We start from the raw sequence: 21856 nt of genomic DNA, 5'->3' as shown, positions 1-21856 counted from the left end.
TTTATTCAGATATCAAAGCGCTATTTGCCGTAAAACGTGCGGCGGTAAATTCATTTATTTGATGTTGAGGAAGAAGTGTTGAAAAGGCGTCTGTTGGTAACTGTATCTGGAATGATTGTTTGGGCATCGCTGGCGCACGCGGATGACAGCATGCCGTTTCCCCTGACGCCGCCGGCCATTGATGCCGCGTCCTGGGTGCTGATGGACGCCACCACCGGGCAGATCCTCACCGCGGGCAATCCGGACGCGGAGCGCAACCCGGCCAGCCTGACCAAACTGATGACTGGTTATGTCGTCGACCGCGCGGTCGATCAGAAGAAAATCACCCGCGACGATGTGGTCACGGTAGGCAAAGATGCGTGGGCCGCCGGCAATCCGGTGTTTAAAGGCTCGTCGCTGATGTTTCTTAAGCCGGGCGATAAAGTCACCGTGCGCGACCTGATGCGCGGCGTGATCATCGATTCCGGCAACGACGCCTGCGTGGCGCTGGCCGACTATGTGGCCGGCAGCCAGGAGAGCTTCGTCAACATGATGAACAGCTACGTGCAGAAACTCGGCCTGACGCACACCCACTTCGAAACCGTGCACGGTCTCGATGCGCCGGGGCAGCACACCACCGCGCGCGATCTGGCGGTGCTGTCGCGCGCCATCATCAACGGTGAGCAGGATTTCTACGCCATGTACAGCGAGAAAACCCTCAGCTTCAACGGCATTACCCAGAACAACCGTAACGGTCTGCTGTGGGATCAGAATCTGCACGTCGACGGCATGAAAACCGGCCACACCGAGAGCGCCGGGTTCAACATCGTCGCCTCGAACATTGTCGGTCGCCATCGTCTGATTGCGGTGATCATGGGCGGGAAAAGTTCGAAGGGACGTGAAGAGCAGGCGCGTAAACTGCTGGTGTGGGGACAGAACAACTTCGACACCGTGCAGCTGTTCCACGCCGGGAAAAAGATCGGCAGCGAAAACGTCTGGTACGGCAACCCGCACAAAGTGGACGTCGGTACCACCGAAGATATCTATCTGTCACTGCCGCGCAGCGAAGTGTCGAACGTGATGGCGAAGTATGTGATCAATCGTAAAGACCTCGAAGCGCCACTCAAAGCCGGCGAGCAGGTGGGCGAAATTCAGGTGCTGGATAAAGACAAGCAGCTGGCCAGCTATCCGCTGTACGCGCTGCAGTCGGTCGATGAAGCAGGCATCATCACGCGCATCAGCGATTACGTGAAACAGAAACTGTAAGCCGTCGGGCAATAAGCAACCGCTGCGTTACATCCTTGTGAGCAATGAGAAAACAAGATGTAGCGCAGTTGTATTATTGCGCAAAAAGTTGCGCCAGCCCCTCAATGTTCGTGCTGTGCCAGGGTAACATAGCGCGCAAATTTTTACCGCACCCGGACCACCATGTTACGCGCTGACAAGCCCATCTCTCCGATTGAGTTCTGGTTTTACCGCCACTACCGCGCCGTGCACGGCGTACGCATCGCTATCGCCTTTGTGCTGTGCTTTCTGTTTGTCCGTCTGACCGATATTCCGGAAGGTACCTGGCCGCTAATCACGCTGGTGGTGGTGATGGGACCGATCTCCACCTGGGGCAACGTTTTGCCGCGCGTGGTGCAGCGCATCAGCGGTACCTTTGCCGGGCTGATATCAGGGCTGATCGCGCTGAAGCTGGAGCTGCTGTCACTGCCGCTGATGCTGGTGTGGTGCTTTATCGTGATGATCGTCTGCGGCTATCTGACGCTGGGCAAACACCCGTATATGGCGCTGCTGATCGGCATCACGCTTGGCGTGGTGGTCGGCGCGCCGGCCGGCGATTTCACCGTGGCGCTGTGGCGCGGCGGCGATGTGATTCTCGGCTCGCTGATGGCCTTGCTGTTCAGTGCCATCTGGGCGCAGCGCGCCTATACCCACTGGCGCATTCAGCTGTCGGACGCCTTTATCAACATGGCGAAGATTCATCACGCTGGCTTTTCTGCCAATCTGGTGGAGAAGCCGCGCCTCAATCCGCGCTTCCAGAAGCTGCTCACCAGCGTGATCAAAATGCGCGCGCTGCTGGAGCCGGCGAGCAAAGAGACGCGCATCCCTAAATCGGTGTTTGAAGCCATTCAGACCATTAACCGTAATATGGTTAACACCATGCAGATGCAGATTGAAGCCTGGTGGGCGTCGCGCGAAAGCCATCTGATTCTGCTTAACGCGCCGACGCTGCGCCGCACGCAGCAGATGACCGAGAACACCCTGAACGCGCTGGCGGCGCTGATGGTGAAAGGCGAGACTGAACAGGTGATTGCCAACAGCCACGAGCTGGAAGCCATCACCCAGGAGCTGGAAGCGCTGATCGCCAACGGCAGCGCGCGGCTGGAGACCACCGCGATTTACGGTTACGTCTGGCTGAGTCTGGAGCAGGCGCGTCAGCTGGAGCGCATGACAGACCTGGTGCGTCTGGCGCTGCGCAAATAGTTTTCTCAGGCAATGACTTAGTGCGAATTGCCCTTTCTTTGCGCTAAGATAAGTGCCAGTCCGAATTTAGCGGTGAAAATTGCGAACCCGGCTTATAAGCCGCTAAGCTAAATGTCTTCCCGGTTTATGACTATTTTGCCTGCCGCGGCAGGCCACAAGAAAGGTGCCAACATGGAAAATGCCAAGCAATCATTTCAGGACGTACTGGAGTTTGTGCGTATGTTTCGTCGTAAAAACAAACTGCAGCGCGAAATTACGGACAACGAAAAGAAAATCCGTGATAACCAGAAACGTGTGTTGCTGCTGGACAACCTGAGCGAGTACATCAAACCTGGTATGAGCGTGGAAGCGATTCAGGAAATCATCGCCAGCATGCGCGTGGATTATGAAGATCGCGTAGATGAGTACATCATCAAAAACGCCGATCTGTCGAAAGAGCGTCGCGAGCTGTCGAAAAAGCTCAAAGCGATGGGCGAACCGAAAGGGCAGTAAGCTTAACAGGCTTGATAGCCGCGTTTTGCTCCAGGGTCGCCCTTTACGGCGACCTTTTTAATGCCCGCGCCAGCTGCTGTAACTGCTGCGCAATCTCCGCCACATCCACCTGCTGCTGCAACGGTGCCGCCGTGGTGGCGCGCAGGACCAGCTCGGTCTCCAGCGGCTGACTGTCCGGCATCTCTCCCTCCAGCTGCGCCAGCAGACGATCGACACTCACCGTGCCTAACTGCTGTAAATCCTGGCGCACCGTGGTCAGCGGTGGCTGATACCACGCGCTCTCCGCCGTATCGTCGTAACCGATGATCGACATCTCCGCCGGAATTCGTACGCCATGCTGATGCAGCGCGCGCATCGCCCCCAGCGCCATTTGATCGTTGGCCACCAGCAGCGCCTGCGGCAGCTGGTCGGGCAGCCGGGTCAGCAGCGCCTGGTAGCCGGACGCTGCGCTCCAGTCGCCGCTCAGTACGCAGTCCGGCACCAGCTGATGACGCGCCAGCGCCTGTTGCCAGGCGCTAAATCGCGCCCGCGCTGACGCGGAGCTGACAGGCCCGTTCAGCACGCCAATCTGCCGGTGGCCGAGCGCCACCAGATGATCCACCGCCTGCTGCGCACCGCTGGTGCTCCGGTACTGACACTGCGCCACGGCAGCGCTGCGCTCCACATCCAGAAACAGCGTCGGTTTGCTGCCGCACTGCTGCTGAATCTGCGCCGCCTGCGCGGCATCCAGCGGCAGGTTGATCAGCAGAGCATCGACGCGCTGCGCCAGCAATTCATGCACCGTGTCCTGCGCGTGGCTGGTGGCATTGGCCATGGCGATCACCAGATGATAGCCCTGCGCCGCCGCGCGCTGCTGAATCGCCGAAGCAATCTGCGCCGGCGCCATCAGCGCCAGATCGCTGGTCGCCAGCCCGAGCGTGCGCGTGGCCTTGCCGGCCAGCTGCTGCGCGACCCGGTTTGGCACGTAGCTGAGCTGCTGCATCGCGGCTTCCACCCGTGCGCGGGTGCGGGGTGATACCTGCGCCGAATGGTTCAGCACCCGGGAAACCGTTTGATAGGAGACGCCAGCCAGCCGGGCGACATCGTCAAGCGTTACGGAACGCGCTGTCATTGATCCCTCCTGATGAGAATGCGGCGAGTGTAGCAAATTTTTCCCTGCCGTCGCGGTATTAAGGCGTTACACTGCCAGTGATAACGCAAGGAGAAAGTGATGCAGCTCAATGACCATCAAATTCAGGATATCAACACCATTGCCGCCTGGCTGGCGCTCGATCAGCTGCCAAAGGACGGTACGCTGGAGGTCGATTTAGCCATACTTGCCGGACATGCGGTGCTGCCGAACGTCGAAGCGGTAATTGCGCTGGCGAAGAAATATCAGCTGCCGTTGCTGATCAGCGGCGGCATCGGTCATTCAACCGCGCTGCTGGCCGCGATGATTGCCAGCCATCCGCTCTATCGCCAGATCGACACCGCCGGCAAGGGCGAAGCGCAGCTGCTGGGCGAGATGGCGCGCGTGTTCGCTGAGCTGCCTGACGATCAGCTGCTGCTGGAAACCGCCTCACGCAACTGTGGCGAAAACGCCGCCCTGAGCCAGCGCCTGCTGGATGAGCAGCAGTGGCAGCCGCAGCGCGTGCTGCTGGTGCAGGATCCGTTGATGCAGCGCCGCAGCTGGGAAACCTTCCGCTGGCAGTGGCGCGATCGCGAGCATGCGCCGGAATTCATCAGCTGGCCGGTGTTTGTGCCGCAGGTGATGATGGATGCGGGCATGCTGCGCATCGTTGGCGCGCCGCCGCAGGGGTTGTGGTCAGTGGAGCGTTTCCTGTCGCTGCTGATGGGCGAGGTGCAGCGCCTGCGTGACGACGCCAGCGGCTACGGCCCGAACGGCAAGGGGTTCTTCGGGCACGTTGATGTACCCGACGCGGTCGAAGCAGCCTGGCAGCGCCTGATGCAGCTGCCCGGCGTGCAGTCGCGGTTGGGTTGAGCCCGTTCCCGAGATTAGGGTGAATCCGGTGGTTCCGGCGTGATATCGGTCGCCATGAATGGCGACCCTACAGTATCGTAGGGTGCGCATTTATGCGCACCAGGTTATTACCGCGTACCGGGCCGTAGGGGGGCATTCATGCGCACCAGGCACGCCACGCACCGGACCGATCACCGCGTCTGCAAATACACCTGCAAATTCACATACACCGCGTTCAGCAGCGGCGTCGCCACCGCATGGCGCGCGCCGCGCACCAGCAAATCGCCGATGATCTGATCGGCTTCGATATCGTAGCCCTGGGTTAAATCGCGGTACATGGATGAGGTCATCGCTGCCTCAGGATTGTTCAGCGTCTCATAAATCTTCGCCGTCACGGCCGGACGCTGTTGGTAGCCATCGGCGGTGATCACCGCCAGCACCTCGGCGAAAATGCCCTGTAACAGCGCTTCACCACCGGCTGAACGCAGGATGTGCTGCGTATTGCCGCGCGCCACACAACACACGGCACCCAGCGTGCTCAGCAGTAGCCACTTCTCCCACAGCTCACTGATAATGTTATCGGCGAACACGCTATCAAATTGCGCATCACGCAGCGCGGCATCCACGCGCGCCAGACGGGCATCGTTGTTGCCGTCCAGCGCGCCGTAGTAAAGCACGTGCAGCGGCGACAGCTGCATCACTTCGCCGTGCTCGCCCAGCGTGGCGTGAATCTTACACAGCCCGCCAATCACCTTGTCACCGAAACGTGCGCGCAGCGTATCAATGTGACGCATACCATTGAGGATCGGCATGATCAGCGTCTGCGCGCCAACCGCCGGGGCGATATCTTCCATCGCCTGTTCCAGCGCAAAGCTTTTCACCGTCAGGATAATCAGATCGTAATCACCGGTCAGCGTCGAGGCCAGCGCCAGCTGCGGTTGCAGCACCGTGCTGCCTTCCGGCGTTTGCAGCACCAGTCCGGTCTGTTGCAGCTGCTGCTGCCGGCGCTCGCGCACCAGAAAGGTCACATCACGGCCGGCCTGCGCCAGGCGCGCGCCAAAGTACCCGCCGGTGGCACCGGCTCCCACAATCAGAATACGCATGGACTGTTTTCCCGTTAAGCATGAAAGCCTTACCTTAAAGCGCTGCGCGTCACTGCGCCACACCGCAAATGCGGAAAACCGTGACAATCTCAGCGATGAGCAAAAAAAGCTCAAACTGTTCGTATTCATTCGTACAATGGGTTTATGCTGGGGCACAGCGGCGGGCAATGGTGCCTGCCGGTTTTTTTCGTCAACAGACTAAGGACGCATCATGCCCCGACCCCTCCCCATCGAACGTTATCGCAACATCGGCATCTCCGCGCACATCGATGCCGGTAAAACCACCACCACTGAGCGCATCCTGTTTTACACCGGAATGAGCCACAAGCTGGGTGAAGTGCACGATGGCGCGGCAACCACCGACTGGATGGCGCAGGAGCAGGAGCGCGGCATTACCATCACCTCGGCGGCGGTCAGCTGCTACTGGCCGGGCATGGACGGCAGTTTTACGCCGCACCGTATCAACATCATTGATACTCCCGGACACGTTGACTTCACCATTGAAGTGGAACGCTCAATGCGCGTGCTGGATGGTGCCGTGATGGTGTACGACGCGGTCGGTGGCGTTCAGCCGCAGTCAGAAACCGTGTGGCGGCAGGCGAATAAATACCACGTGCCGCGCATTGCGTTCGTCAACAAGATGGACCGCCAGGGCGCGGACTTTTTCCGCGTGGTGCAGATGATGAAAGATCGCCTGCAGGCGCATCCGGTGCCGATTGTCATTCCCATCGGCGCTGAAGAGCAGTTCAGCGGGGTCATCGATCTCAACAAAATGCGCGCCATCTACTGGGACGATGCCAGCCAGGGCATGAGCTTTAGCTATGCGCCGATTCCAGACGTGCTGCAGGCGCAGGCGGCGGAGTGGCGGGAAAACATGGTGGCAGCAGCGGCAGAAGCCAGCGAAGCGCTGATGGATCGCTATCTGGAGCAGGGCGATCTCAGTGAAGACGAGGTGATTGCCGGGCTGCGGCAGCGCACGCTGGCGGGCGAAATCCAGCCGATGCTGTGCGGCAGCGCGTTTAAAAACAAAGGGGTGCAGCGCATGCTCGATGCGGTCATCGAACTGATGCCTTCCCCGCTCGACGTGCCACCGGTCGCCGGCATCAACGAGCGCGGCGAACACGACGAACGCCATGCTGACGATGAGGAACCTTTCTCGGCGCTGGCGTTCAAGCTGATGAGCGATCCTTACGTCGGTCAGCTGACCTTTGTGCGCGTCTATTCTGGCGTGCTGCGCAAAGGTGACAGCGTGTGGAACGCGGTAAAAGGGCGTAAAGAGCGCATTGGCCGCATCGTGCAGATGCAGGCTAACGATCGCATCGAAATTGATGAGATCCGCGCCGGCGATATTGCCGCCTGCGTCGGGCTGAAAGAGGTCACCACCGGCGAAACGCTGTGCGATCCTAATGCGGTAATCACGCTGGAGCGCATGGAGTTTCCCGATCCGGTGATTTCGCTGTCGATTGAGCCGAAGACCAAAGGCGATCAGGAAAAAATGGGGCTGGCGCTGCAGCGGCTGGCGGCAGAGGATCCGTCGTTCCGGCTGCACACCGATGAGGAGTCCGGTCAGACCATCATCTCCGGCATGGGTGAACTGCATCTGGAGATCATCGTCGATCGTCTGAAACGCGAGTTTGGCGTGGAAGCCAATATTGGCCGGCCGCAGGTAACCTACCGCGAAACCATCCGCAAAACGGTGCGCGAGGTGGAAGGGAAATTTGTGCGTCAGTCGGGCGGTAAGGGCCAGTATGGTCACGTGGTGCTGACGCTGGAGCCGCAGGCGGCCGGAAGCGGTTTCGCCTTTGAAGATGCGACCAAAGGCGGCGTGGTGCCGCGCGAATTCATTCCTTCAGTGGAGAAGGGCATTCGCGAAGCGCTCAACAGCGGCGTGCTGGCCGGTTATCCGGTGGTCGACATCAAAGCTACGCTGACGTTTGGCTCTTATCACGACGTTGACTCGTCCGAGATGGCGTTCCGCATGGCGGCGATCTTTGGCTTCAAAGCGGCAGCGAAGCAGGCCGATCCGGTGATACTTGAACCGGTGATGCAGGTGGAAGTGGAGACGCCGGAAGAGTATGCCGGCGGCGTGATGGGCGATTTGTCATCCCGGCGCGGCACGCTGCAGGGCATGGACGAGCGTTTCGGCGCGCGCATTATCCGTGCTGAAGTGCCGCTGGCCGAGATGTTTGGCTACGCCACCACGCTACGCTCGATGTCGCAGGGCCGCGCCACGTACAGCATGGAGTTTGCCCACTACGCCGAAGCACCGCGTAACGTCGCGGAGGCGATTATCGCGGCTCGCGCACAGTAAGTCCGCTGGCGGCAGGGATGCCGCCGGTTAGTGCTTTATTTACAGCGCCGTCACGCCCAGCGCGGCGGCGTCATCTTCCCAGCGTTTAACCTCGTCAAACCAGTCGCGCTGCGGCACAGAAAAGCCCGCCAGCAGGTTGGCCTTCATCATATCCTTGTAGTCCTCCACATTGGCCAGCTCAAACAGCGTGCTGCGCAGCTTTTCCAGCAGCAAACTGTCGGTTTTCGCCGAGGTTATCAGCGGCAGCGCGGCACACAGCGGGGTTTCACCGATAATGGCTAAGCCCTGCAGCTCCTGCGGCCGGTATTTGCGTAGCAGCGCCCAGGTGATGCAATCAATCGCGGCGAGGTCGGCCTGTCCGGCGCGCAGCGCGGCCAGCGACTGGCGGTGGCTGCCGCTGAACCGGGTAGTGGCGAAGAATTTGCCGTCCTGGGCCAGCGGCGCGACCACGTAGCGCAGCGAATTGTATCCGGAGTGTGAGTCATTGCTGTTGCACACTGCGCGTCGGCCGCGGAAATCGGCGAGGCTCAGGTTCTCATCTTCCTGCCGTGCCACCAGCCAGCTGCGATAGCGCAGATCATGGCAGCCAGGCGCATTGGACTGAAACGTGCCCACCAGTTGCACGTCAGGCAATAGCGCGACCAGCGGGTAGCCGCAGGTCTGACTCAGCAGCAGATTGTCATCACGCCAGTGTGGCAGCAGGTCGTCGTGCCACTGCACCTCAGCCTGCACGCCGCGCTTCGCCAGCAGCCGCGTCAGCACTGAGGTCATGGCCAGCGTGCTCGGGTGGTCGATGTCGTACATCGGTAAAGAGATGATGTGCATTCTGTGCGTCCTTGTGGTGTCCCGGGTGGGCGTTAACGTCGATCGGCTGACGCCAGAAGCGCTTCATCCATTCGCCGTAACCGGCAACGCGAAAACCCTGATTACGCTGATAGTAGCCGTCGCGGTAGAGCAAATAGACTTTGCGCAGACCGTACCAGGGTAAACCGGGCAGATCGTGATGTACAGAATGATAGTTGAGATTCAGGAATAGCAGGCGCCATGGCCAGGCCGCTTCGTTATTCACCGAGCGCGCCAGCGGCGCCTCATCGGCACGATGTTCGTAAAATGAGCGCACCTTGGTCAGCATCAGCGCCGGATAGCTCACCGCCAGCACCAGCCACAGCGGGGAAAAGCCGTGCAGGCTGAGCCAGTAAAACAGCCCGGCCAGCAGTAGCAGATGCACCAGCCACATCATCGCCGCCGGCACGTCGCGCTGCACCACGCTTTGCGTCAGCGCGCGCAGCGTGGCGAGGATATCCAGCAGCGGTCCCAGCAGCAGACGTCCCGGAAAGGTGTTGCGCAGATGTATAACGCGCTGTTGCCAGGGTTTGAGCCGAGCCCAGTGCCCCGGCGACAGATAATAGGTTTCCGGATCATCATGCGGATCGGTCAGGGTGTGGTTGCGGTGATGTGCCAGGTGCGAATCCCGGTAGAGACCATACGGATACCACACCGCCAGCGGCAGCATGCCAAACAGCTGATTAAGGCGCGGCAGGCGCGTCGGATGGCCATGAATCAGCTCATGCTGCAGCGACAAATACCAGGTGGTGAACAAAATCAGCAGCAGTGTGGCGAGGGGCAGGCCCAGCGTTTGCCAGTACAGTACGCTGGCGAACCAGCCGCTATAAACGGTAATGATTAACAGCCAGGTCGGCAATTCGCTGCGCCATAGCCAGCTGCGCGCCAGTTGATGCACCACTTCGCGCTGTTGCGCACTGAGGTAGGCGGAGGTTCCTTTGACCATGTTCATGTATTCAGTCAGCGAGACGGGAAAAGATGCGCTCACGATGCGCGATACGCGTGATAAACACAAAGACGGAAAATTGCTTTGTTATGCAAAAAAGTTGAAGAAGCGCGCGAAAACTATTGGCTATCAGTCCTCTTCGCACAGGCGTAACCTTACCTCATCGAATTCTGATTGATGACGCCGGCGCCGTTCTGGCCCGCGAGGAGCATTTAGCATGAAAAAAATTGGCTTTTTATCTTTCGGTCACTGGACCCCGTCACCACACTCGGCCACCCGTTCGGCGCAGGATGTGCTGCTGCAGTCGATTGACCTGGCCGTTGCCGCCGAAGAACTGGGTGCCGACGGTGCCTATTTCCGCGTACACCACTTTGCCCGCCAGCTGAGTTCACCGTTTCCGCTGCTGGCGGCAGTCGGTGCCAAAACCAGCCGCATCGAGATTGGTACCGGTGTGATCGACATGCGTTACGAAAATCCGCTGTATATGGCGGAAGACGCCGGGGCAGCGGACCTGATCGCCAACGGCCGTTTGCAGCTCGGCCTGAGCCGTGGCTCGCCGGAGCAGGTGATTGAAGGCTACCGCTACTTTGGCTTTAATCCGCGCGAAGGGGAAACCGATGCGGATATGGGACGTCGTCACACCGAAGAGCTGCTGGAAGTGCTGCGTGGCGAAGGGTTTGCCAAACCCAATCCGCAGCCGATGTTCCCGAATCCCCCGGGGCTGCTGCGCCTCGAGCCGTATTCCGAAGGCCTGCGCGAGCGTATCTGGTGGGGTTCCGGCTCGAATGCCACATCGATCTGGGCGGCCCAGCTGGGGATGAATTTGCAGAGTTCGACGCTCAAGGATGACGAGACCGGCGAACCGTTCCATGTGCAGCAGGCGAAGCAGATTCGCGCCTATAAAGAAGCCTGGCAGGCGGCAGGGCATCAGCGTGCGCCGCGCGTGTCGGTCAGCCGCAGTATTTTTGCCCTGATGAACGACACCGACCGCGCTTACTTTGGTCGCGGCGGACAGGAGCAGGATTCCGTCGGGTTCCTCGATGAGAAAACCCGCGCCATCTTTGGGCGTAGCTATGCCGCAGAGCCGGAGCAGCTGATCAAACAGCTGGCACAGGATGAAGCGATTGCGGAAGCCGATACCCTGTTACTGACCATCCCTAATCAGCTTGGCGTGGATTATTGTGCGCACGTAATCGACAGCATTCTGACCCACGTCGCGCCAGAGCTCGGCTGGCGTTAAGCGACAGTGCGCAGGGAAGCGCACCATTATTGAAATTTAATAACCCCAATAACTCTGACTGTTGCATTTTAGGGTTATTGGGGTTATTTTATTGCTTTCAGGGCGTAGCAGGACACGCGCATGGATAGCCGATCGCTAATGGCCGAAATCAAAGCCGACGGCTGGGAGCTGATACGAATTAACGGTAGCCACCATCATTTTGTCCATCCGACGAAAAAAGGCCTGGTCACGATACCGCATCCAAAAAAGGATTTGCCGATTAAAACGGTAAAAAGTATCAGAAAACAGGCCGGATTGACCGTCCATTAATTTGCAAGAGGCACACTTATGTTTTACCCCATCGCAATCGAAGCGGGAGATGAAACCACCGCGTACGGCGTTACGGTGCCGGATTTACCCGGCTGCTTTTCCGCGGGAGATACGCTGGAAGAGGCCGTAAAAAACGCCAAAGAGGCGATTACCGGTCATCTGGAGTTAATGGTTGAACTCGGCCAGGATATTCCGGCGGTCTCGGACCTTAAATCGCTGATGAAATCGGCGGAGTTTGCTGGTTACGTGTGGGTGCTGGTGGATGTTGATGTGACCCGAATTCTGGGCGGCTCGGAAAAAATCAATGTCACTCTGCCGAAGTTACTGATTGATCGCATCGACCGTTGCGTAGCGACGCATCCAGAATTTAAAACCCGTTCAGGATTTCTGGCGCAGGTTGCGCTGGAGCGCATTGCAAAAACGCGCTGAAGCAGGAAGGGCGAAACGCTGGCAGTTTTTGCGGCGACCAACCATTGCGCGATAAAGCGCGCCGCCACCAGCTGCGCATTAATGCGCACCCTGGGAAACGCGGCAAGGTCTTTTGACATGTATCAGATTCTGCAGGGTCGCCATTGATGGCTACCAACGCGCCCGCCATGAATGCATCCAGACCTTGTAACCCGCATTCAACCCTGTAGGGTCGCCATTCATGGCGGACAACTATTGCGCGATAAATCGCGCCGCGACCAGGTGCGCATAAATGCGCACCCTACGAAATGCGGCAAGGTCTTTTGACGCGTATTAGATTCTGTAGGGTTGCCATTGATTGCGACAACGCGTCCTTCACGAACGCACCCAGACCTTGTAACCCGCATTCAACCCTGTAGGGTCGCCATTTATGGCGACCAACCCATTGCGCGATAAATCGCGCCGTTACCAGGTGCGCATAAATGCGCACCCTGGGAAATTCAGCAAAGGCTTTGACCCGTTTTAGATTCTGTAGGGTCGCCATTTATGGCGACCAACTATTGCCCGATAAATCGCGCCGCGACCAGCCATTAATCCGCGCCCAATTCCCACCACAGCTTATCCAGCGCGTAATAACGGTCGCGCTGCGCCTCTGGCTGGTTCAGGTCGCGTTTCCACGGCTTGGCGAGAATGTAGTGCAGATTCTTCACCTCATCGTCATGCCATAAGCCGGCATGCTGGAACGGCAGGGTTTTCAGCGCGTTATAAATGTACGGCAGCGGCAGCCAGCGTCCGGCAAACACCTCATTGAGCAAATCCTGTTCGGAGAACGGATAGCGGCGCAGGTCGCCAATCTCAGCCACTTTCTGCTGCAGCCAGTCGAAAACCGCCTGATCCGGCTGCAGCACCAGAAAGCCGCCGTTGAGATAGTTATCAAGATCGGCGGGAGGCGTTTCACCGCGCGCCTGCCAGGTGTAGTGACAATGCTCCGGCTGCCAGCTGTCAGGATAGCTGGCGATTTGATTCGGATTGCAGCGGCAGGCGTGACAGGCCGCCAGCGCATGCTTGCCGAGGTCGAGGGTAAATAGCTCATCCATGTTGCGCAGCACCAGCATATCGGCATCAAGAAACACCACGCGCTCGCAGCCGGTCAGCTCCCAGGCGCGCAGCTTGCTCCATACTTCACCAAACTGTGCCGAGGCATAATGCTGCTCCAGCGCGGCGTCCGGCATCAGCGGCTGGACCGGATGGATCACGCAGCCCAGCGCCTGTAATGCTTCGCGCATGTTCAGGTCGATGGCATCGGTGACCATCACAATCAGCGGCCAGCGCGTTTCGCTGCGTTTGAGTGAGCGATGCAGCGCTTTCACCCCGACATAATATTCCGGCTGCGTTAACAGCGTTACCCAGGCGTACATAGATTCTCCCCATCAAACTCAATCAAACAAAGCCGTGACATAGTCATTGCTAAAGCGGTGCGTCGGATCCAGCTGTTCACGCACTGCACGAAACGCATCCCACTGCGGATAGATGGCGCGCCACTGATAGCGCTGCGGATCGTAATATTTACCCCAGTGCGGACGTCCGCCTTCTGCCGCCAGCAATTTTTCCACTTCGGTGAGGAAATGCAGTCCGTCCTGCGACAGTGAGCCGTCATCCGCGTAATACACCACGAAACCAAAAAAGCAGGTCGGCTGCTGATGCGCCGGGCTCATCCACGCCTGTGAAGCGCCGGTGCAGCGCAGGATGATGGGATAGTGCATGTGCGGACGATTCTGTGCGTACCAGGCTTTGATCTTGCTGATAATTTCCGGCGTTTTGGCCAGCGGCACGCCAATCTCAACGTTGATCTGCGGTACGGCAATGCCACGACAAAACAGCTGGTAGATATCGCCGCTGATGTCGGTGAAATCACGGAAGCGGGTGACGGTACGGAACTGTTTGCCGCCTTTGCCGTGAATCTGCGTGTCGCGATGCATGTGTTCCAGCGTCTGATCGATGGTGTCGTTCAGGCTGCTGTCGGCCTGATCGCCGTGCTCAATCACCTCGCGCTGATGGTCGTACCATGCCTGGCTGTCTTCCGCACTGGCGACATCGGCGTTCCAGACATGCATCAGGTTGTCATCGACAAACCACCAGGCTTTGCTGAGTTCGTGCTGCTCATTCCACGTCAGCAAATCCTGCTCCAGTGAATCGGCAGACGCGGCGAATTTATGGCAGGTAAACAGGCGAAATGGCTGAGTGCGCAAGGTAATGGCGGTGACGATGCCGAGCGCGCCAAGTGACACCATCGCCGCCGGGAAATCGGCGTCACCGCGCTGAAACTCGCGCACGCTGCCATCGGCCAGCACCATGCGGATATGCAGCGCTTCGTCCGCCAGCGAACTCTGTGCCAGGCCCTGACCGTGGGTGCCGGTTGCCAGCGCGCCGGCCAGCGTCTGCACCGCTATCACGCCGGGCGAGGAGGCGAGCATGCGATCCATCTTTGTCAGGCTGTCATACACCTGCTGCAGCGGCGTGCCCGCGGCAAACGTGATGCTCTCTTCATCCTGAGCGAGGATGCCGTGCAGCGCACTGAGATCCAGCAGTACGTCCTGCGGCTGTACGCACAGCATGCGACCGGGCGACAAACGGCTGCCGAGCACGCGCACTTTGCCGTGCGAGTCACGCAACAGCTGTTGCAACTCAGCTTCACTGCGCGGCTGATGCAACTGCTGGCGCTGGCCAACTACCGAATTCTGCGCCCAGTTCCAGAGCGCAGGCGTGTCATCGGTATGTTGCGTGTTGCGTAACGGATAGAGGAGAGCATCTTTCTTCACTACAGCGTTCCTTAATCTGAGGTCTGTCACGGTCCCGTTTATTTGATCAAGCGTAGACCATCACAGCGAACCCGCAGATTACGGGGCTTTGCGGATATAACGCAGCGTGGCCGTCACCGCCAGCTGACGGTTGCGGCGAATACTGTCCTCTTCACTGTCGTGGGGGGTAAACAGCGTGTGGAAGGTGTAGCGGTTGGAGACGTGATGCACACAAATACTGCTGAGCAGGCGGTGTACGTCCACGGTATCCAGGCCATCGATAAAGATGCCCTGACGCTGGCCGCGGGACAGGATGTCATCCAGCAAATCGAGGGTACTTTTGTTCATCGCTTTGATGCGATCCGACTGCATGATGTAACGCCCGCGCAGCAGGTTTTCTGTACACACCAGGCGCATAAAATCGGGATGCGTGACGTGATAGTCAAAACTGGCTTCCACCAGTTTGATCATCGCCTCTTCCGGCTCCAGCGTAGTAAGATTCAGGCCGGTTTCATGCTGGCGGATCGCCTGATACACCTGCTCCAGCACCTCAATATACAGCTTCTCTTTGTTGATGAAGTGATACACCACCATGCGCTTGGTGGTCTGTGCCAGTTCAGCAATCTGCTCCATTCGCGCGCCCTGCATACCGTATTCGGCGAAGGTTTGCAGCGCACCCGCGAGGATGCGTTTTTTCAACCCTTCCGGGTCATTTTTACGTTTGGGTGTGGTATCCGACATAGCGCTCAATAACGGTCAATCAAACAGGCATGGTAGCACAGCCGCCCGGGGCCTTTTGGCGCGATGAGCGGCGGCATGGCTTTATTCATTTCAGGAATAGCATTCCCGGATAAATCATAATGCTGGAATAAGCAACTGCGTATACTGCGCGTATCTGTCGATCACGGCAGCTTATTTTGACTCGCGTAATAATAACACTCAGGAAATAATTTATGCACACACGCTTTGTATCAGCCAAAAATAAATTGTTGTTAACCGTCGGCGCGTTACTGGTTGCCGGCAGCGTGTTCGCGCCGTTTTCAGTGGTGCAGGCGGCGGATAAAACCGCGGTGAAGGTCGGCATCATGAGCGGCGAGGACGAAGACGTCTGGCGTGAAGTAATAAAGCAGGCCGCCGCGAAAGGGCTGACGGTGAAAACCGTGATTTTCAATGATTATAATCAGCCCAACGAAGCGTTACAGAATGGTGAAGTGGATGCCAATGCCTTCCAGCATCAGCCGTTCCTGAATAATCAAATCAAGGTCAATCATTACGATATCGTGCGCGTCGGCGATACCGCCGTCTGGCCGATCGGTCTCTATTCGAAGAAAGTGAAAAGCGCCGCCGCTCTGAAAGACGGAGCGGTAATCGGCGTGCCTAACGATCCGTCGAACGAGGCACGCGGTCTGGTGCTGCTGCAGCAACAGGGGCTGATCAAACTCAAACCGGGCGTCGGCATTGCCGCGACCACGGCCGACATCACTGACAATCCCCATCACCTGAAAATCAAAGAGCTGGATTCCGGCATCATTGGTCGCTCGGTGCCGGATCTCGATGCGGCAGTGGTCAATACCGACTGGGCGCTGAAAAGCGGTCTGACCGCGGCGGATCGTATCGCGCAGGAGCCGGTGAAAGACAATCCATACAACAACTTTATCGCGGTGAAAAAAGAGAACGCCAGCGCCCCGTGGGTGAAAACCCTGGTGGCATCGTACCAGAACGATGCCGTCAAAACGGTGTTTGACAAGGTCTACAAAGGCACGGGCGAAACCGCCTGGTAAGGAACCCATCCATGACGCTATTTTCCGAGGCCACCGTGCCCCTGACCGCCGTGGCGCGCGGCGTGATCGAAGAGGCTCAGGTACGCGATCGCGTGGCGCAGCACAGCAACGTGGTGCGTTTGCAGGGCGTGTCGCGCCGTTTCGGCCAGACACAGGCGCTGCGCAATGTCTCACTGACGGTGCAAAAAGGCGAAATCCTTGGCCTGATTGGGCGCAGCGGCGCCGGAAAATCGACGCTGATTCGCTGTCTCAACGGGCTGGAGCAGCCCGACGAAGGCGTAATCGAGATTGAAGGGCGGCGTATTACCGGTCTGTCAGAACAGCAGCTGCAGGCGGTGCGCAGTCGCGTTGGCATGGTGTTTCAGCACTTCAATCTGCTGTCGGCAAAAACCGTGGCGCAGAATGTGGCGCTGCCGCTGAAAATAGCTGGCATGGAAAAGGCACAGCGCAACCAGCGCGTAGCGGAACTGCTGGCGCTGGTGGGGTTGAGCGACAAGGCCGGACACTATCCGGCGGCGCTCTCCGGTGGACAAAAACAGCGCGTCGGCATTGCCCGCGCGCTGGCCGCCAGCCCGGCGCTGCTGCTGTGTGACGAAGCCACGTCGGCGCTCGATCCGGAAACCACCCGCTCGATTCTCGCGCTGCTGAAATCGCTCAATCAGCAGCTTGGTATCACCATTCTGCTGATCACGCATGAGATGGAGGTGATCAAATCCGTGGCGCATCGCGTGGCCGTCATCGACGCCGGGGAGATTGTCGAGCAGGGCCCGGTGTGGCAGGTGTTCGCCCATCCGCAATCCGCGCTGACGCGCACGCTGCTGCGCGGGCTGCTGCCGCAGCTGCCGGAGAATCTCGCAGCGCGGCTCAGCGAACAGCGTGAAGGTGAGGCGATCTATAGCGTTCACTTTGCTGGCGTGGCGGCGCAGGGGGATTTGCTGACGCAGTTTGCCAGCGCTCTGCCGGGTAAATTTCGCCTGCTGCAGGGGGGCATCGACCACATTCAGCACTACGCGGTAGTGCGTTTCTTTATTGCGCTCCCGGCCGCCAACGCTGCCGATGAGTATCAGGTTCTCAGCTGGCTGCGTGCGCAGCAGGCACAGGTGGAGTTGGTCGGTTATGTCGCCAGTGATGATTGATTTACTGCTCAGTGCGTTGGGTGAAACGCTGCTGATGACGGCGGTGGCCGGCCTGTTTTCGCTGCTGGCCGGGTTACCGCTGGGACTGATTCTGGTGACCACCAGCCCCGGCGGCATTGCTGAAAACCGGAGCATCAACCGCCTGCTGGGCGTAGTGATCAACGGCTTTCGCTCGCTGCCGTTCATTATTCTGCTGGTGGCGCTGATTCCCTTTACCCGTCTGCTGGTCGGCACCTCTTTGGGCACCTGGGCCGCAATTGTGCCGTTATCGATCACCGCCACGCCCTATTTTGCCCGGGTAGCGGAAGTCTCACTGCGCGATGTCGATCGCGGGCTGATTGATGCAGTGCGTGCCATGGGCGCCAGCAAATTACGTATTGTCTGGGAGGTGCTGATTCCTGAAGCGCTGCCGGGCATTCTTTCCGGTTTTGTCGTCACGCTGGTGGCGCTGATCGGCGCCTCGGCAATGGCGGGTGCCATCGGGGCGGGCGGTCTGGGCGATCTGGCAATTCGCTACGGTTATCAGCGTTTTGACACGGCGGTGATGGTGGCGGTGATCGCCGTACTGATCGTGCTGGTGTGCGGTATCCAGTGGCTCGGCGATCGGCTGGTACAGCGCATTGACAGGCGGTAAACGGAATCTTTCCGTTTCCTCTGCGCGGGGCACATTTTCATGTCAGGCAGGTATTCTCAGCATAGTATTACGTACCTTCTGAAGAGTAGCCGATCAGCAACCTGAATATACTCTCCTTATCGCATCGCAAATATCCGTTCGGATCGTTAATTGCACGTTAAGGAGAGTTTTATGGAATTAACCGGTAACACCATTTTGATCACCGGCGGCGGTTCAGGCATAGGACGTGCTATGGCTGAAGCGCTTTTGGCTGCAGGTAATCAGGTTATTATTGCTGGCAGGCGAAAAGAGGTACTGGATGAAACTATCGCAGCCAATCCTGGCATGCACGCCATCGTAATGGATATGGATAGTCATGATGCAATTCTCAGCGGTGCGCAAACTGTCATTCAGCGCTGGCCGGCACTGAATGTGGTGATCCATAACGCCGGCATCATGCGCAGGGAAGATCTGAAAAGGGGTGACGTTACTGTGGCTGAAGCAGAAATCACCACCAATTTATTAGGGCCGATTCGCTTAACGGCTGCGCTAATTGAACATTTTCTGGCGCAACCCCACGCCGCTATTCTGACCGTTTCTTCCGGTCTCGCCTTTGTGCCCCTGTCGCTTACCCCTGCGTATTGTGCCACCAAAGCGGCAATTCACTCCTGGACGCAGAGTCTGCGCTATCAATTGCGTGATACCGCCATTCAGGTAACGGAACTGGTTCCGCCGCTGGTACAAACTGAATTAATGGGCAGGCAGCACGCAACGAATCCGGCAGCGATGCCGTTGGCGGAGTATATGCAGGAAACGCTGCAAATATTGCAGGAACAGCCGGACACTGCCGAGGTGCTGGTTGAAAGGGTTAAACCTCAGCGCTTTGCCGCTCGCGGAGATTATACTGCCTTTTATCAGGCGTTTAACGATCGCCTCGCGGGGCAAAATAATTAAGCCTGATAGTGCAATATCTACTCACAACGTGGCGTTTTGTTGCTGTTGACGATGCTCTCGCGGAGAGCATCCCCACTCTTTTTTAAACGCGCGTCCAAATGCGCTTTCCGTATCATATCCGGCAGAAAATGAAATCTGCGAAATAGGTTCGCGCGAGTTTCTCAGGCGCTCGCCTGCCAGCAGCATTCGCCATCTCGACAGGTAACGCATCGGCGTCATCCCCACCCGGGATTTAAATTTTTTCGCGAATACCGTACGCGACATCCCCGTCCGATGGGCAAGTTCCTGTAACGTCCACGGGGACGCGGGATCGGCATGCATTAAATTTAGTGCGGCTTTGAGTTGGGGATCGCAAAGGGCAAATAGCCAGCCAATACGCTCTTCACCTTGCTGCTGAAGAAATACCCTGAGCGCCTGCACCAGCATGATCTGCACCAGTTGCTGCGAGAGTAAAGCGCTGCCTGGCTGCGAAGTTTGTATCTCCTCTCTCAGGCATTCCATCGCACTGCGCATAATGTTGGTTCCCGTACCCTGCCTGACAGGAATAATCGCGGGCAGAGCCTGCAGCAGGATATCTGCCAGTGCGCTATCGAAGGTATATCGACCGCCGAGAATAAAAGCACCCTGATCGGGCGCGACCTGCGTCAGCGCGCCCGTTTCGCTGTCGGGCGGTACAAAAGGCTGTCTTTTAGCCGCGGGATGGGTGGCCAGACTAAAGGATTTGCCAGAGGTGAGAAATACACAGTCGCCGGTTTCCAGTAACAGAGGCTGCTGGATTCCGTCAACCGCTACCCAGCAGCTACCTTCCACGACACAGTAGCATTTGATGCCCTGATGAGGCGCAAACACCAGCGCGGTCTGTGCTTCCACTGGAAAACCGCCTGAGATAGCCCCCTGCAATCTGAGCAGAGTAAGCACTTCGGAAAGTGGATCCATAAAATTCCGTACGATCTGCATAAAATTACCTCGTTATAGCAGAGACCGTACCATTATTCATATTTTAATCTGCTTATTACCGGGACGTTGTTGTCCCAGACCATCGATAAGGGGATTGTAATGAAAGTGTTCATAACAGGTGCAAGCGGGTTTATCGGTATGGCGATCGCCGCTGAGCTGATTCAGGCGGGCCATCATGTCACCGGACTGGCTCGTTCGGAGCAGACTGTTCAGCGTCTCAATCGTATTGGCGCGGACGCGCACCGGGGCGAACTGAAGAACCTTCTGAGTCTGACCGTGGGTGCCCGCGCCGCTGATGCGGTGATCCACTGCGCTTATGACCACGCTTTTGCTCACCCACAGGACACGGCAATGCAGGAAACTCAGGCAATTGCAGCCTTAGGTAAGGGGTTACTGGATTCGACGCGACCTTTACTTATCACTTCAGTTGCTGCCATGGGCAGTCGCGCACCGGGTCAGCTTGCCAGCGAGGATTTTTTCGACCCATCGACGCAAAATCCGCGCAAATCGACCGAAATAGCAGCAGCCCAGGTCGCAGAAAGTGGCGTCAATGTTTCCATTATCCGGTTGCCACAAGTGCATAACGAGGTAAAGCAGGGGTTCGTCTCAGCGTTAATCCAGCTGGCGCGAGAAAAAGGCGTTTCAGCCTATGTGGAAGAGGGAAACAATCAATGGGCTGCGGCGCATGTTGCTGATGTCGCCTCACTTTATCGGACAGTGCTTGAGAAAGCGCTGCCTGGCCAGCGTTACCATGCCGTTGCGGAACAGGGCATTTCATTGCGCAACATTGCCGCAGGCATCGGAGCGGGCCTGGGTGTTCCTGTCGTGCAACTGACCCGCGAAGAAGCCAGTGCCCACTTTGGCTGGCTGGCGCTGTTTGTTAGCATGGATATGCGTGCATCAGGACAATTAACCCGGCAGCGTACCGGCTGGCAACCTTCGCATCCGGGGTTACTGCAGGATCTGGAACGTTACTTCAGATTAGCGTAACACCATAGCGCCACAGCAGCCTCCTTTAATACAGGTATCACGATGGTAAAGATTGAACACGCAGACCCGCGCTCGGCGGAATCACAGTGTCTGATTGAAAAACTCTCCGCAGAGCTTGCGGCTATCACTGGCGATGGCGGAAACAGCCGCGCCAGCGTTGACACCTTTCAGGGTGAAGGCGCGTTGTGGGTGATCGCGAGAGATGCGCAGGGCACGGCCGTCGGCTGCGGCGCGTTACGGCCGGTGGCTGCCGGGATCGCTGAACTGAAAAGGATGTTCTCCGACCGCAGTTTGCCGGGCATCGGCTGCGCCTTGCTCAGCGCTCTGGAAGCCGCGGCAAAAACGTTGGGATATCGTGAACTGTGGCTGGAAACCCGGCATGTTAATCAGCGCGCCGTGGATTTTTATATCAGGCAGGGTTACCGGCAGAGAGAAAATTACGGACCCTACCGCGGCCGGGAAGAGGCCATTTGCCTGGGCAAAACGTTATAAAATAAAGGGCTGGCTGACATCAGTCCGGCGGGTTTGATTTAGCGGCCCGTATCACCC

Annotated in this window: 22 protein-coding genes; 14 read left to right on the top strand and 8 right to left on the bottom strand. The window is 58.1% G+C overall.

What is annotated here, in order from left to right; all coding sequences use genetic code 11:
* Positions 1 to 78: 78 nt before the first annotated feature.
* The 3 genes from dacD (at position 79) to tmaR (ending at position 2958) form a co-directional block, all read left to right on the top strand.
* Positions 79 to 1245 (top strand): serine-type D-Ala-D-Ala carboxypeptidase DacD, encoded by a 1167-nt coding sequence (gene dacD / locus KOL70_RS07880; protein WP_031280074.1) that lies wholly within the window; start codon positions 79 to 81, stop codon positions 1243 to 1245.
* A 162-nt stretch (positions 1246 to 1407) separates the two neighbouring features.
* Positions 1408 to 2466, top strand: a complete 1059-nt coding sequence (locus KOL70_RS07875) for an FUSC family protein (RefSeq protein WP_021509368.1) — start codon at positions 1408 to 1410, stop codon at positions 2464 to 2466.
* A 171-nt stretch (positions 2467 to 2637) separates the two neighbouring features.
* Positions 2638 to 2958, top strand: coding sequence for a PTS system regulator TmaR (gene tmaR, locus KOL70_RS07870; protein WP_021509369.1), 321 nt, complete (start codon positions 2638 to 2640; stop codon positions 2956 to 2958).
* A gap of 43 nt (positions 2959 to 3001) precedes the next feature.
* On the opposite strand, the gene KOL70_RS07865 is transcribed toward tmaR, so the two are convergent.
* Positions 3002 to 4069: a LacI family DNA-binding transcriptional regulator gene (locus KOL70_RS07865; RefSeq protein ID WP_215480484.1), complete on the bottom strand. Its 1068-nt coding sequence runs from the start codon at positions 4067 to 4069 to the stop codon at positions 3002 to 3004.
* Between the two features lie 99 nt (positions 4070 to 4168).
* On the opposite strand from KOL70_RS07865, the gene KOL70_RS07860 reads away from it, so the two are divergent.
* Positions 4169 to 4939: a YdcF family protein gene (locus KOL70_RS07860; protein WP_058757325.1), complete on the top strand. Its 771-nt coding sequence runs from the start codon at positions 4169 to 4171 to the stop codon at positions 4937 to 4939.
* A 170-nt stretch (positions 4940 to 5109) separates the two neighbouring features.
* Here KOL70_RS07860 and KOL70_RS07855 read toward each other — a convergent pair whose 3' ends face one another.
* A complete protein-coding gene (locus KOL70_RS07855; protein ID WP_058771100.1) occupies positions 5110 to 6021 on the bottom strand; it encodes a ketopantoate reductase family protein in 912 nt (303 codons plus the stop codon).
* A gap of 211 nt (positions 6022 to 6232) precedes the next feature.
* On the opposite strand from KOL70_RS07855, the gene fusA reads away from it, so the two are divergent.
* Positions 6233 to 8332, top strand: a complete 2100-nt coding sequence (fusA, locus tag KOL70_RS07850; RefSeq protein WP_215480483.1) for an elongation factor G — start codon at positions 6233 to 6235, stop codon at positions 8330 to 8332.
* A gap of 39 nt (positions 8333 to 8371) precedes the next feature.
* On the opposite strand, the gene KOL70_RS07845 is transcribed toward fusA, so the two are convergent.
* Both KOL70_RS07845 and KOL70_RS07840 read right to left on the bottom strand, forming a co-directional pair.
* On the bottom strand, positions 8372 to 9157 hold the full coding sequence (locus KOL70_RS07845) for a phosphate/phosphite/phosphonate ABC transporter substrate-binding protein (RefSeq protein WP_254185834.1): 786 nt from the start codon (positions 9155 to 9157) through the stop codon (positions 8372 to 8374).
* Positions 9054 to 10121: a fatty acid desaturase gene (locus KOL70_RS07840; protein WP_215480951.1), complete on the bottom strand. Its 1068-nt coding sequence runs from the start codon at positions 10119 to 10121 to the stop codon at positions 9054 to 9056. The genes KOL70_RS07845 and KOL70_RS07840 overlap by 104 nt, the downstream gene beginning before the upstream one ends.
* Positions 10122 to 10338: 217 nt before the next feature.
* On the opposite strand from KOL70_RS07840, the gene KOL70_RS07835 reads away from it, so the two are divergent.
* From KOL70_RS07835 to KOL70_RS07825, 3 genes are all read left to right on the top strand, one after another.
* Positions 10339 to 11361 (top strand): LLM class flavin-dependent oxidoreductase, encoded by a 1023-nt coding sequence (locus KOL70_RS07835; RefSeq protein ID WP_021509376.1) that lies wholly within the window; start codon positions 10339 to 10341, stop codon positions 11359 to 11361.
* Positions 11362 to 11481: 120 nt separating this feature from the next.
* Complete coding sequence (locus KOL70_RS07830) at positions 11482 to 11670, top strand: type II toxin-antitoxin system HicA family toxin (protein WP_141495245.1); 189 nt, start codon at positions 11482 to 11484, stop codon at positions 11668 to 11670.
* Positions 11671 to 11688: 18 nt separating this feature from the next.
* Entirely contained in the window at positions 11689 to 12099 is a 411-nt protein-coding gene (locus KOL70_RS07825) for a type II toxin-antitoxin system HicB family antitoxin (RefSeq protein ID WP_058781997.1), read from the top strand.
* Between the two features lie 569 nt (positions 12100 to 12668).
* Here the strand turns inward: KOL70_RS07825 and KOL70_RS07820 are convergent.
* The 3 genes from KOL70_RS07820 to KOL70_RS07810 form a co-directional block, all read right to left on the bottom strand.
* Complete coding sequence (locus tag KOL70_RS07820) at positions 12669 to 13496, bottom strand: glycosyltransferase family 8 protein (protein ID WP_215480482.1); 828 nt, start codon at positions 13494 to 13496, stop codon at positions 12669 to 12671.
* 18 nt (positions 13497 to 13514) lie between these two features.
* Positions 13515 to 14897, bottom strand: a complete 1383-nt coding sequence (locus KOL70_RS07815; protein ID WP_215480481.1) for a D-arabinono-1,4-lactone oxidase — start codon at positions 14895 to 14897, stop codon at positions 13515 to 13517.
* A 78-nt stretch (positions 14898 to 14975) separates the two neighbouring features.
* A complete protein-coding gene (locus tag KOL70_RS07810) occupies positions 14976 to 15617 on the bottom strand; it encodes a TetR family transcriptional regulator (protein ID WP_125310083.1) in 642 nt (213 codons plus the stop codon).
* A gap of 212 nt (positions 15618 to 15829) precedes the next feature.
* Here KOL70_RS07810 and KOL70_RS07805 point away from each other — a divergent pair, with 212 nt between their 5' ends.
* The 4 genes from KOL70_RS07805 (at position 15830) to KOL70_RS07790 (ending at position 19360) form a co-directional block, all read left to right on the top strand.
* Positions 15830 to 16657, top strand: coding sequence for a MetQ/NlpA family ABC transporter substrate-binding protein (locus tag KOL70_RS07805; RefSeq protein ID WP_211725440.1), 828 nt, complete (start codon positions 15830 to 15832; stop codon positions 16655 to 16657).
* An 11-nt stretch (positions 16658 to 16668) separates the two neighbouring features.
* Positions 16669 to 17793, top strand: a complete 1125-nt coding sequence (locus KOL70_RS07800) for a methionine ABC transporter ATP-binding protein (RefSeq protein ID WP_166711546.1) — start codon at positions 16669 to 16671, stop codon at positions 17791 to 17793.
* Entirely contained in the window at positions 17774 to 18427 is a 654-nt protein-coding gene (locus tag KOL70_RS07795; protein ID WP_125310077.1) for a methionine ABC transporter permease, read from the top strand. The genes KOL70_RS07800 and KOL70_RS07795 overlap by 20 nt, the downstream gene beginning before the upstream one ends.
* Before the next feature lie 171 nt (positions 18428 to 18598).
* Positions 18599 to 19360 carry an SDR family oxidoreductase gene (locus tag KOL70_RS07790; RefSeq protein WP_136545775.1) on the top strand — a complete coding sequence of 254 codons (762 nt, stop codon included), beginning with the start codon at positions 18599 to 18601 and terminating at the stop codon, positions 19358 to 19360.
* 21 nt (positions 19361 to 19381) lie between these two features.
* Here the strand turns inward: KOL70_RS07790 and KOL70_RS07785 are convergent, their stop codons facing one another.
* On the bottom strand, positions 19382 to 20296 hold the full coding sequence (locus KOL70_RS07785) for an AraC family transcriptional regulator (RefSeq protein WP_215480480.1): 915 nt from the start codon (positions 20294 to 20296) through the stop codon (positions 19382 to 19384).
* Between the two features lie 120 nt (positions 20297 to 20416).
* On the opposite strand from KOL70_RS07785, the gene KOL70_RS07780 reads away from it, so the two are divergent.
* Positions 20417 to 21307 carry an SDR family oxidoreductase gene (locus tag KOL70_RS07780; RefSeq protein ID WP_215480479.1) on the top strand — a complete coding sequence of 297 codons (891 nt, stop codon included), beginning with the start codon at positions 20417 to 20419 and terminating at the stop codon, positions 21305 to 21307.
* A 42-nt stretch (positions 21308 to 21349) separates the two neighbouring features.
* Positions 21350 to 21799 carry a GNAT family N-acetyltransferase gene (locus tag KOL70_RS07775; RefSeq protein ID WP_215480478.1) on the top strand — a complete coding sequence of 150 codons (450 nt, stop codon included), beginning with the start codon at positions 21350 to 21352 and terminating at the stop codon, positions 21797 to 21799.
* Positions 21800 to 21856: the final 57 nt, after the last annotated feature.

The organism is Pantoea sp. B270 (genome assembly GCF_018726825.1).
Lineage (GTDB): Bacteria > Pseudomonadota > Gammaproteobacteria > Enterobacterales > Enterobacteriaceae > Pantoea > Pantoea dispersa.
This window is presented reverse-complemented; position numbering and strand designations above follow the sequence as displayed.

Bases quoted from the DNA above. Each gene is read 5' to 3' on its own strand.
- KOL70_RS07790 (WP_136545775.1), top strand. From the start codon at position 18,599: ATGGAATTAACCGGTAACACCATTTTGATCACCGGCGGCGGTTCAGGC.
- KOL70_RS07825 (WP_058781997.1), top strand. From the start codon at position 11,689: ATGTTTTACCCCATCGCAATCGAAGCGGGAGATGAAACCACCGCGTAC.
- fusA (WP_215480483.1), top strand. From the start codon at position 6,233: ATGCCCCGACCCCTCCCCATCGAACGTTATCGCAACATCGGCATCTCC.
- KOL70_RS07875 (WP_021509368.1), top strand. From the start codon at position 1,408: ATGTTACGCGCTGACAAGCCCATCTCTCCGATTGAGTTCTGGTTTTAC.
- KOL70_RS07860 (WP_058757325.1), top strand. From the start codon at position 4,169: ATGCAGCTCAATGACCATCAAATTCAGGATATCAACACCATTGCCGCC.
- tmaR (WP_021509369.1), top strand. From the start codon at position 2,638: ATGGAAAATGCCAAGCAATCATTTCAGGACGTACTGGAGTTTGTGCGT.
- KOL70_RS07855 (WP_058771100.1), bottom strand. From the start codon at position 6,021: ATGCGTATTCTGATTGTGGGAGCCGGTGCCACCGGCGGGTACTTTGGC.
- KOL70_RS07830 (WP_141495245.1), top strand. From the start codon at position 11,482: ATGGATAGCCGATCGCTAATGGCCGAAATCAAAGCCGACGGCTGGGAG.
- KOL70_RS07795 (WP_125310077.1), top strand. From the start codon at position 17,774: ATGTCGCCAGTGATGATTGATTTACTGCTCAGTGCGTTGGGTGAAACG.
- KOL70_RS07780 (WP_215480479.1), top strand. From the start codon at position 20,417: ATGAAAGTGTTCATAACAGGTGCAAGCGGGTTTATCGGTATGGCGATC.
- KOL70_RS07805 (WP_211725440.1), top strand. From the start codon at position 15,830: ATGCACACACGCTTTGTATCAGCCAAAAATAAATTGTTGTTAACCGTC.
- KOL70_RS07820 (WP_215480482.1), bottom strand. From the start codon at position 13,496: ATGTACGCCTGGGTAACGCTGTTAACGCAGCCGGAATATTATGTCGGG.
- KOL70_RS07865 (WP_215480484.1), bottom strand. From the start codon at position 4,069: ATGACAGCGCGTTCCGTAACGCTTGACGATGTCGCCCGGCTGGCTGGC.
- KOL70_RS07840 (WP_215480951.1), bottom strand. From the start codon at position 10,121: ATGGTCAAAGGAACCTCCGCCTACCTCAGTGCGCAACAGCGCGAAGTG.
- KOL70_RS07810 (WP_125310083.1), bottom strand. From the start codon at position 15,617: ATGTCGGATACCACACCCAAACGTAAAAATGACCCGGAAGGGTTGAAA.
- KOL70_RS07835 (WP_021509376.1), top strand. From the start codon at position 10,339: ATGAAAAAAATTGGCTTTTTATCTTTCGGTCACTGGACCCCGTCACCA.
- KOL70_RS07800 (WP_166711546.1), top strand. From the start codon at position 16,669: ATGACGCTATTTTCCGAGGCCACCGTGCCCCTGACCGCCGTGGCGCGC.
- KOL70_RS07775 (WP_215480478.1), top strand. From the start codon at position 21,350: ATGGTAAAGATTGAACACGCAGACCCGCGCTCGGCGGAATCACAGTGT.
- KOL70_RS07785 (WP_215480480.1), bottom strand. From the start codon at position 20,296: ATGGATCCACTTTCCGAAGTGCTTACTCTGCTCAGATTGCAGGGGGCT.
- KOL70_RS07845 (WP_254185834.1), bottom strand. From the start codon at position 9,157: ATGCACATCATCTCTTTACCGATGTACGACATCGACCACCCGAGCACG.